Source organism: Rosettibacter firmus (genome assembly GCF_036860695.1).
Taxonomy (GTDB): domain Bacteria; phylum Bacteroidota; class Ignavibacteria; order Ignavibacteriales; family Melioribacteraceae; genus Rosettibacter; species Rosettibacter firmus.
Window position 1 is genome coordinate 89,077 of record NZ_JAYKGJ010000002.1, and the last position, 15,452, is coordinate 104,528.

Annotated in this window: 15 protein-coding genes; all 15 read left to right on the plus strand. The window is 28.7% G+C overall.

The features are described 5' to 3' along the window. The first annotated feature begins 33 nt into the window (after window positions 1-33). The 15 genes from VJY38_RS07260 (at window position 34) to ruvB (ending at window position 15,447) form a co-directional block, all read left to right on the plus strand. Window positions 34-1,206 (plus strand): class I SAM-dependent rRNA methyltransferase, encoded by a 1,173-nt coding sequence (locus tag VJY38_RS07260; protein ID WP_353680027.1) that lies wholly within the window; start codon window positions 34-36, stop codon window positions 1,204-1,206. Window positions 1,207-1,329: 123 nt separating this feature from the next. Beyond that, complete coding sequence (locus tag VJY38_RS07265) at window positions 1,330-2,313, plus strand: AAA family ATPase (protein ID WP_353680028.1); 984 nt, start codon at window positions 1,330-1,332, stop codon at window positions 2,311-2,313. Window positions 2,314-2,320: 7 nt separating this feature from the next. Beyond that, window positions 2,321-3,214 (plus strand): DUF58 domain-containing protein, encoded by an 894-nt coding sequence (locus VJY38_RS07270; RefSeq protein WP_353680029.1) that lies wholly within the window; start codon window positions 2,321-2,323, stop codon window positions 3,212-3,214. Between the two features lie 81 nt (window positions 3,215-3,295). Further along, the gene (locus tag VJY38_RS07275) at window positions 3,296-4,255 is read left to right on the plus strand and encodes a hypothetical protein (protein ID WP_353680030.1); all 960 of its coding nucleotides are present in this window, start codon (window positions 3,296-3,298) and stop codon (window positions 4,253-4,255) included. Window position 4,256: 1 nt separating this feature from the next. Next, on the plus strand, window positions 4,257-5,240 hold the full coding sequence (locus tag VJY38_RS07280) for a vWA domain-containing protein (RefSeq protein WP_434968567.1): 984 nt from the start codon (window positions 4,257-4,259) through the stop codon (window positions 5,238-5,240). 17 nt (window positions 5,241-5,257) lie between these two features. Next, on the plus strand, window positions 5,258-6,298 hold the full coding sequence (locus VJY38_RS07285) for a VWA domain-containing protein (RefSeq protein WP_353680032.1): 1,041 nt from the start codon (window positions 5,258-5,260) through the stop codon (window positions 6,296-6,298). Beyond that, window positions 6,295-6,981, plus strand: coding sequence for a tetratricopeptide repeat protein (locus VJY38_RS07290; protein ID WP_353680033.1), 687 nt, complete (start codon window positions 6,295-6,297; stop codon window positions 6,979-6,981). Before VJY38_RS07285 ends, VJY38_RS07290 begins: the two co-directional genes overlap by 4 nt. Before the next feature lie 57 nt (window positions 6,982-7,038). Beyond that, a complete protein-coding gene (locus VJY38_RS07295) occupies window positions 7,039-8,853 on the plus strand; it encodes a BatD family protein (protein WP_353680034.1) in 1,815 nt (604 codons plus the stop codon). Further along, window positions 8,850-9,620: a tetratricopeptide repeat protein gene (locus VJY38_RS07300; protein ID WP_353680035.1), complete on the plus strand. Its 771-nt coding sequence runs from the start codon at window positions 8,850-8,852 to the stop codon at window positions 9,618-9,620. Before VJY38_RS07295 ends, VJY38_RS07300 begins: the two co-directional genes overlap by 4 nt. Before the next feature lie 26 nt (window positions 9,621-9,646). Continuing rightward, on the plus strand, window positions 9,647-10,741 hold the full coding sequence (locus tag VJY38_RS07305) for a M48 family metallopeptidase (protein ID WP_353680036.1): 1,095 nt from the start codon (window positions 9,647-9,649) through the stop codon (window positions 10,739-10,741). Between the two features lie 104 nt (window positions 10,742-10,845). Then, window positions 10,846-12,114 carry a VWA domain-containing protein gene (locus VJY38_RS07310; RefSeq protein WP_353680037.1) on the plus strand — a complete coding sequence of 423 codons (1,269 nt, stop codon included), beginning with the start codon at window positions 10,846-10,848 and terminating at the stop codon, window positions 12,112-12,114. Window positions 12,115-12,124: 10 nt separating this feature from the next. Beyond that, window positions 12,125-12,415 carry an Asp-tRNA(Asn)/Glu-tRNA(Gln) amidotransferase subunit GatC gene (gene gatC / locus VJY38_RS07315; protein WP_353680038.1) on the plus strand — a complete coding sequence of 97 codons (291 nt, stop codon included), beginning with the start codon at window positions 12,125-12,127 and terminating at the stop codon, window positions 12,413-12,415. Between the two features lie 9 nt (window positions 12,416-12,424). Next, on the plus strand, window positions 12,425-13,192 hold the full coding sequence (kdsB, locus tag VJY38_RS07320; RefSeq protein WP_353680039.1) for a 3-deoxy-manno-octulosonate cytidylyltransferase: 768 nt from the start codon (window positions 12,425-12,427) through the stop codon (window positions 13,190-13,192). A gap of 107 nt (window positions 13,193-13,299) precedes the next feature. Next, on the plus strand, window positions 13,300-14,400 hold the full coding sequence (locus VJY38_RS07325) for a heparan-alpha-glucosaminide N-acetyltransferase domain-containing protein (RefSeq protein WP_353680040.1): 1,101 nt from the start codon (window positions 13,300-13,302) through the stop codon (window positions 14,398-14,400). 12 nt (window positions 14,401-14,412) lie between these two features. Further along, on the plus strand, window positions 14,413-15,447 hold the full coding sequence (gene ruvB, locus VJY38_RS07330) for a Holliday junction branch migration DNA helicase RuvB (RefSeq protein ID WP_353680041.1): 1,035 nt from the start codon (window positions 14,413-14,415) through the stop codon (window positions 15,445-15,447). The last annotated feature ends 5 nt before the right edge of the window (window positions 15,448-15,452 follow it).

Genomic DNA, 15,452 nt, shown 5'->3' on the forward strand with positions numbered 1-15,452 from the left:
ATTTATTTATTTTTACAAATAAAAAAAATAAAAATGGCAGATATAATATTAAAAAAGAATGAAGATCGAAGAATTAAAAAAGGGCATTTATGGATTTTTAGTAACGAGATTGCGAAAGTGGAAGGTGAACCTTTGGATGGTGATTTAGTTAATGTTTATAATTCACAAAATAATTTTATAGCAAAAGGATTTTATAATAAACATTCATTGATTTCTGTCCGAATTATTTCTCGAGAAAAAGAATTTGATCTGAAAAAATTATTTGAGCAAAGGATTTTGTCTGCTTATAATTTTAGAAAATATTGTTATCCCGATCGTAATTCATTTCGTCTTATCTTCAGTGAAAGTGATTCAATGCCCGGTTTAATTATAGATAAATACAATTATACATATGTACTACAAATTTATTCTGTAGGAATGGAGAAAAATATTGAACTGATTCTTGATATTCTCGAAAAAAAATTAGATGCAAAAAATATTTTTACAAAAAATGAAGAATATTTCAGACAACTGGAAGGTCTTCCAATTGAAGATAAAATATTTAAAGGTGAAATGTCAGAAGAAATAATTTCGGATGGAGAAGTTAAATACAGAATAGATTTTAAATCTTCTCATAAAACTGGATTTTATTTTGATCAATGTGATAATAGAATATTTGCAAGTAATTTTTGTAAAGATAAAAAAGTTCTTGATTGTTTTTGTAATGCCGGTGGTTTTGGACTGAATGCCGCTAAAAAGGGGGCAAAATCCATTACATTTGTAGATTCATCAAAAAAGGAAATTGAAAACGCTGAGTATAATTTTAAATTAAATAATTTTTCATGCGAAGCAAAGTTTGTTGATGCGGATGTTTTTAATTTTTTAGAATCATGTATTTCCAGTAATGAAAAATATGATATTGTAATTGTTGACCCTCCTGCTTTTGCAAAAAATAAAAAAAGTTTACCCAATGCAATTAAAGGTTATGAAAAACTAAATCGCTTGGCAATGAGTGTATTGAATAATGATGGGATTTTATTTACATCATCCTGTTCACATCATCTTAAAGAAGAAATGTTTATTGATGTCATAAATAAAGCTGCAAATAAAGCTAAAAAGAAAATACATATTTTCTATTTTAATAATGCTTCACTTGATCATCCTTTTTTACCATCAATGGAAGAAACTGTTTATCTAAAATTTGCAGCTGTTAGAATAATAGAATGAAATATAATGCAAGCTAAATTTATTATATTTATTTATTGAGCTAAAAAATTTTTCTAATTACGAAACAATTATAAAAACCTTTTTGTAAAAGCAAACGATTCTCAAAACTAATGAGGTGGTAAATTGGATATAACTGCATTAAACGAAAAAATTCGTAATGAAAGTCAATTTATTGACATCCTTTTTAATGAAATAAGTAAAATTATTGTTGGCCAGAAACAGATGCTCGAACGACTTGTAATTGGCTTATTAAGTAATGGCCACATCTTACTTGAAGGCGTTCCTGGTTTAGCGAAAACTTTAGCAATTAAAACATTAGCTGCTTCGATGAAAGCAAAGTTCCAGAGAATTCAATTTACACCCGACCTTCTTCCTGCAGATTTAATTGGTACTTTAATTTATAATCAGAAAGATGGAAATTTTACAATTAAAAAGGGACCTATCTTTGCAAACTTTATATTAGCAGATGAAATAAATCGTGCACCAGCAAAAGTTCAGAGTGCATTACTTGAAGCAATGCAAGAACGTCAGGTGACAATAGGTGATACAACTTTTAAACTGGAAGAACCATTTCTTGTACTTGCAACTCAAAATCCAATAGAACAGGAAGGTACATATCCACTCCCCGAAGCACAGGTTGATCGTTTTATGCTCAAAGTTAAAATTACTTATCCTACTCGAGAAGAAGAATTGAAAATTATGAAATTAAATTCAGTTGATGGTTTACCAGAAGTAAAACAGGTAATTAAACCTGAAGATATTCTTCGTGCTAGAAAATTAGTAAACGAAATTTACATGGATGAGAAAATTGAGAAATACATTCTTGATATTGTATTTGCTACCCGTAATCCCAAGGAATATGGATTGAATGAATTAACTGATTTAATTAGTTATGGTGCATCACCACGTGCAACAATTAATTTAGCTCTTGGTGCTCGAGCTATGGCATTTATTAGAAGACGTGGTTATGTTATTCCAGAAGATGTTCGTTCTATTTGTGCAGATGTATTGCGTCATAGAATAGCTGTTACATATGAAGCCGAAGCAGAAGATATTACTTCCGAAAAAATCATATCAAAAATATTAAACACAATCGAAGTGCCTTGATTGAATCATGATAACTAAAGAATTATTAAAACAAGTTAAACAGATTGAAATTCGCACACGCGGATTGGTTAATGAAGTTTTTTCTGGAGAATATCACTCTGTATTCAAAGGCAGAGGAATGGAATTTTCTGAAGTTCGAGAATATCAGATTGGCGATGATATTAGAAATATTGATTGGAATGTTACTGCACGTTTTGGTCATCCCTATGTAAAAATATTTGAAGAAGAACGAGAACTAACTGTAATGTTACTTGTTGATATGAGTGGCTCTTTAATGTTTGGTACATCAGATAAAACAAAACTACAGGTTGCTGCAGAGTTAAGTGCAATTTTAGCATTTTCTGCATTAAAAAATAATGACAAAGTTGGTTTGATTTTATTTACAGATAAAATCGAGAAATTTATTCCCCCTAAAAAAGGGACTACTCATGCCCTCAGAATTATTCGTGAGGTGCTTTCATTTAATTACATGGATAATGAAAAATTACAATATAAACAGACAAACTTAAAAGCTGCACTTGAATATTTTAACCATGCAATTAAAAAAAGAGCAATTGCATTTGTAATCTCTGATTTCCTGGATATTGGTTACGAAAAAATATTAAGAATTGTTGGCAAAAAACATGATTTAATTGGCATAATAATTAAAGATAAACGCGAAGAAGAAATATCTAATTTTGGTTTAATTAAGTTTATTGACCCAGAAACTGGTGAACATCGTTACATTGATACAAGTGATAAAAATTTTATAGTTCATTTTAATGAAACTTTAAGAAGAATTAATGATTATCGTAAATCTATATTTATTAGCTCAAGACTCGATTCAATCGAAATCAAAACAGGAAAATCTTATGTTAAGCCTCTTGTAGATTTCTTTAGAATGAGAGAACGGAGATATTGATGAACTCATATTTACAAATAAATTTTTCTGTGCTTCTCTTTTTATGAACTATGATTTATTCTAAAATTATTTTGAGCAATTATGATTAAAAATAGATTTATAAATACTCTTGGTTTTTGTTTATGGTTCTTAATATTCTCTTCTTTATATGCTCAAAAAATCTCTGTTACTGCTTATACAGATACAACAAGTTATAAAGTTGGAGATTACATAAAGTATAATCTTAATATCAAATACGATAAAAATTTTAAAATATTAATCCCATCCATTAAAGATACAATCAAGAATCTTGAATTTATTCAATCATTAAAACCAACAAAAAAAGAAGAAGACAATAAAATAATTGAAAATTACACCTATATTTTTTCAAAGTATGATTCTGCTGAAGTTACAATACCTGGATATAAAATTTATTATCAGATAGGGAATGATACTACAAAATATTCTCTCTTAGTTAATCCAGTTACAATTACTGTTAGCACTTTACCAGTTGAGCCAAGGAAAGATATACGTGATATTAAAGATCCATTAAAAATCCCGTTGAATATATTAATAATAATTTTATTGTTAATTCTTGTTATCATACTTGTTCTTGCAGGTTATTTTATATATAAATACTATAAAAAGAAAAAACTTTCCCGTGTATCTGCAGAGCCAGAAATTAAAATTCCACCACATGAAGTTGCTCTTAATGAATTAAGAAAACTTGAAGAAAAAAAATTGTGGCAGCAAGGTTTTATTAAAGAATATCATTCAGAAATAACAGAAATTATTAGAAGATATTTTGAAGAGAGATTTAATTTCAGAGCACTTGAAATGACTTCGTCAGAAATATTAGCATGTTTAAGTTATATCGAAGAGGGTAAAAATATAGTTGATTTATCAAATGAATTTTTTAATAATGCAGATATGGTGAAGTTTGCTAAATTTCAACCAATGCCCAGTGTTAACGAAGAGATGATGAAACAGGCTTATCAAATAGTTAAAGATACAATCCCTAAGATAGAAGTGAAATTAGAAGAGGAAGGCGATGTTCGGTGATATAGAGTTTGCTAATTCATGGGCTTTATTCTTTTTAATATTACTTCCAGTTATGTTTTATTGGTACTGGAAAAAACATAATGAAATTACTCCATCGTCTATTTATTCTTCATTAAAATTATTTAGTGATATACCAAAGAGTTTTAAGGAAAAACTAATTCATGTTCCTGTAATTTTAAGAATAATTGCTCTGGCTTTACTTATAATTGCTTTCGCACGTCCTCAAACTTTTTCTACAGGTGAAAATATTTATACTGAAGGAATTGATATTGCAATGGTTCTTGATATATCTGGCAGTATGCTTGCTGAAGATTTTAAACCTAACCGTCTTGAAGCTGCTAAAAAAGTTATTGATGATTTTATCAAAGGAAGAACTTCAGATAAAATTGGCTTAGTAATTTTTGCTGGAGAAAGTTTTACTCAATGTCCTCTTACAATTGATTATTCAGTACTGAGAAATTTACTTTCTGAAATTCATAGTGGAATGATAGAAGATGGAACCGCAATCGGTAATGCAATTGCAAATGGAGTGAATAGACTGAAAGATAGTCAGGCAAAAAGTAAGGTGATGATACTTTTAACAGATGGTGTGAATAATGCTGGCGAAATTGATCCAATTACTGCAGCTCAAATTGCACAAAAATATGGTATCAGGATTTACACTGTTGGTGTTGGAACTATTGGAGATGCTCCATATCCATTTCAAACTCCTTTTGGAATTAGATATCAGATGGTGCCAGTTGAAATTGATGAAAATTTACTTAGACAGATATCAAATATAACAGGTGGTAAATATTTTAGAGCAACGAATAATAGAAAACTTATTGAGATATATGAAGAAATAGATAAACTGGAAAAAACCAGAGTAGAAGTTACTTCATATCGACATGCAAAAGAATTGTATTTTGGTTGGGCACTGGCTGGATTGTTATTGTTATTTGCTGAATTTGGTTTATCAAAATTTTATCTTAAAAAATTGCCATAAATTGACAGGATCATTTTATGATAAGATTTGTTAATGTTGAATTTTTGTATGCGTTGTTTATTATTCCGTTTTTAATAGTCATTTACATTTATCTTCAGAAAAATTTAGATAATATTTTAGAAAAGTTTGCAGATACAAAACTTCACAATATTTTATTCCCTTTTAGAAGTAAAACAAAATCTCATATAAAATTCAGCTTATTTATAGTTTCTTTATTACTAATATTAATTGCACTTGCAAAGCCCCAGATTGGAACTAAAATAGAAGAAGTAAAACAAATTGGAATAGATGTTTATATTTTGCTCGATGTATCTAAAAGTATGCTGGCAGAAGATATTAAACCAAGTCGTCTTGAGAAAGCTAAATATGAAATATCAAAATTAATACAAAGATTAAAAGGTGATAGAATTGGATTAATTGTGTTTGCTGGTGATGCATATGTGCAAATACCATTAACTTCAGATTATTCTGCAGCAAATTTATTTTTGAATGCGGTTGATGTAAATTCAGTACCACAACCAGGTACTGCTATTGCATCAGCTATTCAATTAGCATTAAAATCTTTTAGATATGATACCAATACAAAAAAAGCTATTGTAATTATAACTGATGGAGAAGATCATGAAGGCGATATAGATGCTGCTATAGAAGAAGCAAATTCGAAAGGGATTGTTATCTATGCTATAGGATTAGGTTCACCTGCAGGTACACCAATTCCTATTTACGATAATGGTAATAAAATTGGATATAAGAAAGATAATCAGGGTAATATAGTTTTAACAAAACTTGACGAAAATATTCTTCGTGAAATTACTTCAAAATGTAATGGTAAATATTATAGAGGAACTAATACAGAAGATGAACTGGATGCAATTTATAATGATCTGGCGAAAATTGAGAAAAGCGAATTTGGTTCAAAAAGAATTACTGAGTATGAAGATCGATTTTATTATTTCTTATTTCCTGCAATTATATTATTGATAGTTGACTTTTTTATAACATCTAATAAGTCTTTATGGATGATAAGATATAGAAAATTTAGAGAGGATGAAAAATGAAATTGAGAATTATATATACATTGTTATTGATATCCACATCAATAAGTTTTGCACAGAGCTACAGGAATTTAATTAACGAAGGAGTCGAATTATATAAAAACAAAAAGTTTGCAGATGCCGAGGTTAATTTCAAAAAAGGTTTAGAAAAAAAATCTGATTTATTTGAAGGTCACTTTAATCTTGGCGATGCATATTATAAACAGGGAAGATATGACGAAGCTATTCAAGCTTATAAAAATGCATTATCATTTACAAAAGATAAAATAAATAAATCAAAAGTTTATCATAATATTGGAAATTCATTCTTAAAATCTCAGCGATATAAAGAAAGTATTGAAGCTTATAAAAATGCTTTGAAGTTAAATCCTGATGATCTTGATACTAAATATAATTTATCGTATGCATTGAAATATTTGAATCAAAATCAGAATCAACAAAAACAGAATAAAGATCAGAATAAGCAGGATAAGAATAATCAGAATCAACAAAATCAAAATAATCAGGATAAGCAAGATCGATCGAAAGAAAATCAAAAACAAAATCAGCAGCAACAACAAAAAAATCAAATATCAAAAGAAGAAGCAGAAAGAATTCTTGAAGCTTTGAAGAATAATGAACAGGACTTACAGAAAAAATTAAGAAAAATAAAAGGTCGTGCATCAGCGGTTGATAAAGATTGGTAAATCTAGTTTCTATTTATTTAAATGATAAATGTGAGGTAATGATTTATGAATGATAACATGAAAAAATTTATAGTAATGGTTATTATATTTTTAGCTGGATTATTTATAAATACATTTGCTCAAGAGTTTGTTGCTACAGTGGATAAAACAACTGTGGGTCAATATGAGCAGTTTCAAGTTTATTTTACATTTAATGGAAATGATATTAATGGTCTCAGTAATTTTAAGCCACCTGCATTTCAAGGATTTCGTGTATTAAGTGGCCCCAATCAATCTACAAGTATGCAGATAATCAATAATAAAGTTTCAGCTTCTTTGACTTTTTCTTATATACTTCAACCCACAGGTACAGGTGAATTCACAATTGGTTCTGCATCAATTAATTATAATGGTAGAACTTATAGAACAAATCCAATAAAAATTACTGTAGTTAAAGGAACTCCACAGCAAAAAAAAGAAAGCAATGGGATTACTGATGACTTATCTAAAAATGTTTTTATTGTAGCAGAAGCAAGTAAAACTCGTGCATACATTGGTGAGCAAATTACAGTTACATATAAACTTTATACTAAATTAAATATTGCTTCTCCACAAATAACAAAATTACCTCAATATCAAGGATTCTGGGCAGAAGAAATTGAACCGTCACAAACAATTAGTTTCAATATTGGAATGTATAAAGGTGAACGATATCGAGTTGCAACAATTAAAAAAGTGGCACTTTTTCCAACTAAGACCGGTACTCTAAGTGTAACACCTTTTGAGTTAAATATTCCGGTCATTATTAAAAAGAGAAGAACAAGTAACGACATTTTTGATGAATTCTTTGGTGATTCATTCTTTGGTAGAACAGAAACAATAGAATATTTGGCTAAATCAAATACATTAAAAATACAGGTAGAACCTTTACCCTCAAATAATGTCCCACCTTCTTTTAATGGTGCAGTTGGAAATTTTAATTTCAAAGTTGATATCGATAAAAAAAATGTAAAGACTAATGAAAGTATCACACTTAGAATGACTGTTTCTGGTTCTGGTAATATAAAATTATTAAAACTACCAGAAATAAAATTACCTCCAGGTTTTGAAAAATATGAACCCAAGGTTTATGATAATATAAATAAAGGCTCAATTATATCTGGACAAAAAATTGTTGAATACTTGATCGTTCCAAGAACTTCTGGTGAAAAAGAAATTCCACCTGTTGAATTTTCTTACTTTAATCCTGCAACAGGTAAATATGTTACATTAAGTTCTCCTGCTTTTAAAATTAATGTAACTAAAGGTCTTGGTGAATATGAACCTCTGGCAGGTAGTTTTTCAAAAGAAGATGTAGAGTTACTCAATGAAGATATTCGTTACATTAAAATTTCTGATTTTAAATTAGAAAAGAAAAAAGATCGTACACTAATTCAACCTTGGTTCTGGATATCATTAACTCTACCTTTGATTGCATTAATTGTTGCAGTGGGGATTAAAAGAAAACAGGAAAAATTATATAGCAATGTACAATTGTTGAAATATCAAAAGGCAGAAAAAGCAGCCAAGAAAAGACTTAAAGTAGCAAAACAGGCACTTGATAAAAATAATCTTTCTGAATTTTATGCAGAATTATCTCTTGCTTTATATGGTTATCTTGAAGATAAATTGGGTATTCAGAAATCTGAATTTACTTTAGAAAAAGCTATCCAGAAACTTTATGAAAACTCGGTATCCGAACAACTTATAAATCAGGTAAGAAATATTTCCGAAACGTGTGAATATGTACGTTTTGCTCCTTCGGGTTTGAATTCTGTATCTGCTAATCAACTGTATGAAGACGCTGTTAGAATAATTATTGATATTGATTCAATTCTGGAGAAAAGGAAATGATTGGTAAATTGAATTTATACCTTTATTTAATGATTCTATTATTAATCAATATTGAAAAGACTTATGCTCAATCTCCTGATTATTTGATGAGATTAGGGAATAAATATTATCAAGAACAAAAATATGAAGAAGCTATTGACACCTATAAGAAAATATTATCTCAAGGTTATGAAAGTTCAGCATTGTATTATAATCTTGGTAATTCATATTTCCGATTAGGAAAACTTGGATATGCAATTCTAAATTATGAAAAAGCACTCAAACTATCTCCTGGAGATGAAGATGTGAATTATAATTTAAAAATTGCAAATGCAAGAACTGTTGATAGAATTACTGAATTACCAAAATTATTTATTGTTCAATGGTGGGAAATATTGATAACATCTCTTTCATTAAATAATTGGGCTTTGCTAACAATTGTTTTTTATATTTTGTTGCTAAGTTGTATTGGAATTTATTTACTATCAAGAAAAGTTAGCCTGCAAAAATTTGCTTATTACACAGGAATAATTTCAATAGTAATCTTTCTTTTTACTTCAGCTATTTTAATATCTCGTTATAATTACGAAAAAACCAGAAATTATGGTATCTTATTGGAACCATCTTATACTGTAAAAGTAGCTCCAGATTACAGAAGTAATGATGCTTTTGTAATTCACGAAGGGATAAAATTTATTGTTGAAGACCATGTTAATAATTGGTCTAAAATTCGTTTGGCTGATGGAAAAGTTGGCTGGTTACCAGATAAAGTATTTGAAAAAATTTAGTATGAATAAATATTTCAGGGAAAAGTATGAGTAACCAGGCAAAAAAATATAATAATATAAAATTAACTATAAGTATAACTAAAGGAATTATTTCTTTTTTACTTCTATTCCTGTTTGTGTATTATGGATATAGTAAACAACTGGAAAATTTTATAAGAGCATTTTTTACAAATAACTACCTTGTGTTATTAGCTTATACATTTATACTTGGAATTATTTCAACCATAATTTTCTTTCCTGTTGACTTTTATTCTGAATTTATATTAGAACATAAGTATAAATTATCCAATCAAACATTTAATAGATGGCTATGGGAAAATGTAAAAGAAGGACTGGTAGGCTTATCAATAGGTCTACCATTATTAATGATATTTTATTTTGTACTTAATAAGTTTAGTACGTTATGGTGGTTACCATTTGGAATTATAATGTTTCTATTTTCTGTAATCCTTGCTCAGATTTTACCTGTTTTAATATTACCATTGTTTTATAAAATTACACCAATCGATAACGAAGATTTAAAACAAAGAATAATAAAACTTGGAGAACTTGCTAATTTAAAAGTAGAAAATGTTTTTAAATTCGATATGAGTAAAAATACAAAGAAAGGAAATGCAGCATTTACTGGTCTGGGAAAGACAAAAAGAATTTTGCTTGGTGATACATTGCTTGATAATTTTTCAAATGATGAAATTGAGACTGTTATTGCTCATGAAATGGGTCATTATAAAAAGAAACATATTTTTAAAAATATTATAATTGGTACTCTATTTAGTTTTCTCACTTTTTATCTTATTGCTAAACTTTATGAAATAACTTTGAGCTGGTTTGGTTTTAGCTCAATTTTACAAATTTCTGCTTTGCCTCTTTTAGTTCTGTGGGGGAGTATAGTTGGACTTATACTTACTCCATTATCAAATTCAATATCTCGTAAATTTGAATACGAAGCAGATAAATATGCAGTTTTAGTTACGAATAAAAAAGAAGTTTTTATTAACACATTAGAAAAACTGACAGAACAAAATCTTGGAGATAAAGAACCACATCCTTTAGTTGAATGGTTTTTCTATAGTCATCCTTCTATTAAGAATCGTATAGCTGCACTGAATAATTTAAATTGAGTTGGTCTGATATTTATAATAATGAGTTATTCATCAAAATATATCTTTTACAAAATAATTTTATAATTATATTTGTGTAATGAATGTAAAGTGCGTATATAATAATGCTTCGTTTAATTAAGAAAAATATTCCAATTATATTTATTTTAATGCTCGTACAATGTACTTTTGAAAGTACTCCACCTACTGAAACTGAATCAGAAACTCAAGTAAATAAATCAATACCTGGTAATCCTAAACCTGTAGACAAATCTGTAGACCAGCCACTCGTAATTACATTGCAATGGGAAAGTACTGGTGCAATCAAGTATGATGTTTATTTAGATAAAGTAAATCCTCCTCGTATTTTAATTGCTAATGATATATCTACAAAAACTTTAGTTGTGACAAATTTAGATTATAATACTACATATTACTGGAAGGTTATTGCAAAATTTGATGATGGTACTAAAGTCGAAGGACCGATCTGGAGCTTTACTACTTTAAAACAATCATATCCGACTTTGAATGGATATGCGATGAATCTTTATAAGGTAGAAACTCAGTTGCCAAGTTATGTTCATGTGATGTTTCAGGTTGTTGATTTAAATGGAAAAGGTGTAAGTACACTTACTCAAAATGACTTTGAAGTATTAGAAGATGGTGAGCCTATATCACAAACAGAATCACAACTCGAAATACGTAAAAGAGAAGCAGTACCTTATAAATTAAAAACTGTTTTAATGCTTGATAATAGTACAAGCTTACAAAATAATTTAGACGATATCAGAAATGCAGCAAGGTCGTTTATTGATAAAATTGTACCTCAGCAAGAAGTAACTATTTATCAATTTTCTGATCATCCAGAAGTATTAAGTGAATTTACAGATAACAAAGATTCATTAATGAATGCATTGCAAAGATATCAATTGGGTTATGCAACAACTAATCTTTATGGAGCTATAATTAAGGGAGCTTCTTTATGGAATGATAAATTTTCTATAGATGAAATTATTCAGGGTATGATGATAATTTTTACAGATGGAAGAGATACTCAGGGATCAAATACTTTAGCAGAAGCTCTAAACGCAATACATAACAAAATAGTTTTTACAATTGGCTTGGGAAATGAAATTCAACCTGAAATTTTGAGAGCAATTGGTAATGCAGGTTTTTATACTATAACTAATATTAATGAATTAGAAAATCAGTTTACTAAAATTCAGGAATCAATAATTAGCTATGCAAATAGTTTTTATGTATTAACATATAAAAGCCCAAAACGTGGTAATAATAATCATATACTAACAATAAGAATTAAAAACAATCCTTATACAGGTGAACGTTCAGAAATAACAGGAAGTTTTAATAGCAATAATTTTAGTTCATTTTAGGAGATAAAAAATGTCAGTTACAAAAAAAGATGTTGAATACATAGCAAAATTAGCTCGATTAAGATTCAACGATGATGAATTAGAAAATTTTACTCATGAATTAAATGAGATCTTAAATTATGTTGAAAAACTTAATGAATTAAATACAGACAATGTTGAGCCACTCTCACATCCAATCGAAAATGTAAATGTTTTTCGTGAAGATATTCTGAAGCCATCAATTGATAGAGAAGAGGCATTAAAAAATGCTCCCTCGAGTACAGAAGAATTTTTTAAAGTGCCAAAAGTAATTAATAAATAATCAAATACCATGATTGTAGGAATTATTCCAGCAAGATTTGCATCTACAAGATTAATGGGAAAACCTCTTGCAGATATTGGTGGTAAACCAATGATTCAACATACCTGGGAGAATGCAAGAAAATCTAAACTACTTGAAAAAGTTGTAATAGCAGTTGATGATGAAAAAGTTTTTGAAGTTGTTAAAGATTTTGGTGCAGAAGTTTATATGACTCCCAAAAATATTGCATCTGGTTCTGATAGAATAGCACTGGTTGCTAAAGAATTACCAGAAGCAGATATTGTAGTTAATATTCAAGGTGACGAACCTTTCATAAACGGTAAAATGATAGACGAAGCAATTGAACCTTTATTATTTGATAAAAAAGTTAATGTCTCTACTCTTGTTAAAAGAATTACAAGTGTTGACGAATTAAAATCACCTTCTGTTGTTAAAGTTGTTTTTGATTATAATAATTATGCCTTGTATTTCTCTCGTTCTCCCATCCCTTATGTTCGCGATGCAAAAACTAATCTCGAAAGAATTGAAACAGGTGAAATTTATAAACACATCGGCTTGTATGTATTTAGAAAAGAAACTTTAATGAAATTTACATCATTGAAGCCAACAGACCTCGAAAAAATTGAAAAGCTCGAACAACTTAGAATGTTAGAGCACGGAATTAAAATAAAAATTGTAGTAACTGAATATGATACACTCTCGGTTGACACACCTAAAGACCTTGATATTGCCAGAAAATTTTATGAAAAGTATTTAAAATCTAATAATAAGCGATAATTAGATTTTTTGAATTGATAATTTTACGGCTAAAATCAAGTATCTTATTTTATTAAATAATAATCTTTCTTTATTTTTAATATCAAAAAATTTGTCAATGGAATTCAATGCAACAATTTACACCTAAAAGAGTGATATTTATTGATTTGATGCGTGCATTTGCTGTATTAATGATGGTTCAGGGTCATACTATTGACACATTTCTATCTGACGATTATAGAACTTTTGACTCTATATTATATAGCATCTGGTTTACTATAAGAGGGTTTACAGCACCAATTTTTATGTTTTCTTCTGGAGCTGTTTTTACTTACTTATTAAAATCATATAAAGTTCCTTTTGTGGAAAATCCACGAGTTGTAAAAGGTTTTAAAAGATTTTTGATGCTGATAGTAATTGGTTATTTGTTGCGATATCCTTCTTATTCATTAATTGATTTTAGTCTGGTAACCAGAGAACAATGGTTAACTTTTTTTGTAGTAGATGCACTTCATTTAATTGGTTTTGGATTATTATTTATTCTTATTCTTACATATATCTCTGAAAGAATTAGAGTTAAAGATTATATTATTTATTCAGTGGGTGCACTATTTTTCTTTTTGATGTTTAATATTACTGAACAAATTAATTGGCATCACTTTTTACCACTTCCTTTAGCTGCATATTTTTTTCATAAAACTGGTTCGTTATTTCCTTTTTTCCCCTGGGCAGGTTATGTGATTAGTGGAGCTATATTAGGAAATTATCTTGCTAATAATCCAGATATATTTACAAAAAAAGTATTTAGCAGAAATTTACTTATCATAGGATTACTGTTCTGGGCATTTGCCTATTTAATTGAATTGATTGAAATGATATTTTTTAATAATAAAAACATTGTTACAGATAATCTTTTTGTTATTAGCTTAAGACTTGGTGGAGTAATTTTATTGAATTGTTTAATGTCCTATCTTGCAATTGAATTAAAAACAATCCCGAATTTAGTAAAATGGGTAGGTAGACATACACTTGTAATCTATGCAGTGCATGTTATAATTTTATATGGTAGTGCATGGATACCAGGTTTGAATTTAGTTTTTGCTAAATCAATGAGTATCTCTTTATCTATTCTTGCCGCTATTATGATGATAATTTTAATGATATTAATGGTAATTGCTATAGAAAAAATTAAAAGCTACTGGAAAAACAGAATTCTTTTAGAAAATTGATGTGGAGTAAAATTGAAGAAACGTTCTGAAAACTTATCGCCATTAATAACAGAAGAAGATAAAAAAATAGAACAATCTTTACGCCCTAAAACTTTTGATGAGTTTACAGGACAAACAAAAATTACTGATAATCTTAAAGTCTTTATAGGTGCAGCAAAAAAAAGAAATGAGAGTCTCGACCATGTTTTATTAACTGGGCCTCCTGGATTGGGCAAAACAACTCTTGCTCATATCATCGCTAATGAATTGGGAGTTAAAATTAAAGTTACATCTGGACCAGTTCTTGAAAAACCTGGTGACCTTGCTGGTATTCTTACTAACTTAGAAGAAAAGTCTGTTCTATTTATTGATGAAATACATCGACTCAGTCCAGTAGTAGAAGAATATCTATACTCTGCAATGGAAGATTTCAAACTTGATATAATGATTGATAGTGGTCCAAATGCACGTACGGTTCAAATTAAACTTCCAAGGTATACTTTAATTGGGGCAACTACAAGAGCTGGTTTATTAACTTCTCCTTTGAGAGATCGATTTGGAATTAAAGCAAGATTAGATTATTACGAAAGTGATTTAATAAAAAAAATTATAATTAGATCTGCAAAAATTCTTAACATCGAAATCGATGAACTGGCTGCAGAAGAAATTGCAAAACGTTCTCGCGGTACACCAAGAATTGCTAATAGATTACTTAGAAGAACACGTGATTTTGCAGATTATGATGATAAAAAAGTTATCGATCTTGAGATTGCAAAAAAAGCTCTTAAGGCTCTCGAAGTTGATGAATATGGACTTGATGAAATGGATAAAGAAATAATTCTAACAATCATTGAAAAATTTAATGGTGGACCTGTTGGGATAAATACAATTTCAGTTGCAGTTAACGAAGATGCAGGTACTATTGAAGAAGTGTATGAACCTTTTTTAATTCAACAGGGATTTATTAAAAGAACTCCACGTGGCAGAGAAGCAACGGATTTGGCTTATTCAAGATTTAATAAAAAAAGAAAAAAATTTAATGAACAGGTAGATCTATTCGGGCAATAAAATTT

Bases quoted from the DNA above. Each gene is read 5' to 3' on its own strand.
- VJY38_RS07295 (WP_353680034.1), top strand. From the start codon at position 7,039: ATGAAAAAATTTATAGTAATGGTTATTATATTTTTAGCTGGATTATTT.
- VJY38_RS07285 (WP_353680032.1), top strand. From the start codon at position 5,258: ATGATAAGATTTGTTAATGTTGAATTTTTGTATGCGTTGTTTATTATT.
- VJY38_RS07260 (WP_353680027.1), top strand. From the start codon at position 34: ATGGCAGATATAATATTAAAAAAGAATGAAGATCGAAGAATTAAAAAA.
- VJY38_RS07270 (WP_353680029.1), top strand. From the start codon at position 2,321: ATGATAACTAAAGAATTATTAAAACAAGTTAAACAGATTGAAATTCGC.
- VJY38_RS07300 (WP_353680035.1), top strand. From the start codon at position 8,850: ATGATTGGTAAATTGAATTTATACCTTTATTTAATGATTCTATTATTA.
- gatC (WP_353680038.1), top strand. From the start codon at position 12,125: ATGTCAGTTACAAAAAAAGATGTTGAATACATAGCAAAATTAGCTCGA.
- kdsB (WP_353680039.1), top strand. From the start codon at position 12,425: ATGATTGTAGGAATTATTCCAGCAAGATTTGCATCTACAAGATTAATG.
- VJY38_RS07305 (WP_353680036.1), top strand. From the start codon at position 9,647: ATGAGTAACCAGGCAAAAAAATATAATAATATAAAATTAACTATAAGT.
- VJY38_RS07275 (WP_353680030.1), top strand. From the start codon at position 3,296: ATGATTAAAAATAGATTTATAAATACTCTTGGTTTTTGTTTATGGTTC.
- VJY38_RS07310 (WP_353680037.1), top strand. From the start codon at position 10,846: ATGCTTCGTTTAATTAAGAAAAATATTCCAATTATATTTATTTTAATG.
- VJY38_RS07290 (WP_353680033.1), top strand. From the start codon at position 6,295: ATGAAATTGAGAATTATATATACATTGTTATTGATATCCACATCAATA.
- VJY38_RS07325 (WP_353680040.1), top strand. From the start codon at position 13,300: ATGCAACAATTTACACCTAAAAGAGTGATATTTATTGATTTGATGCGT.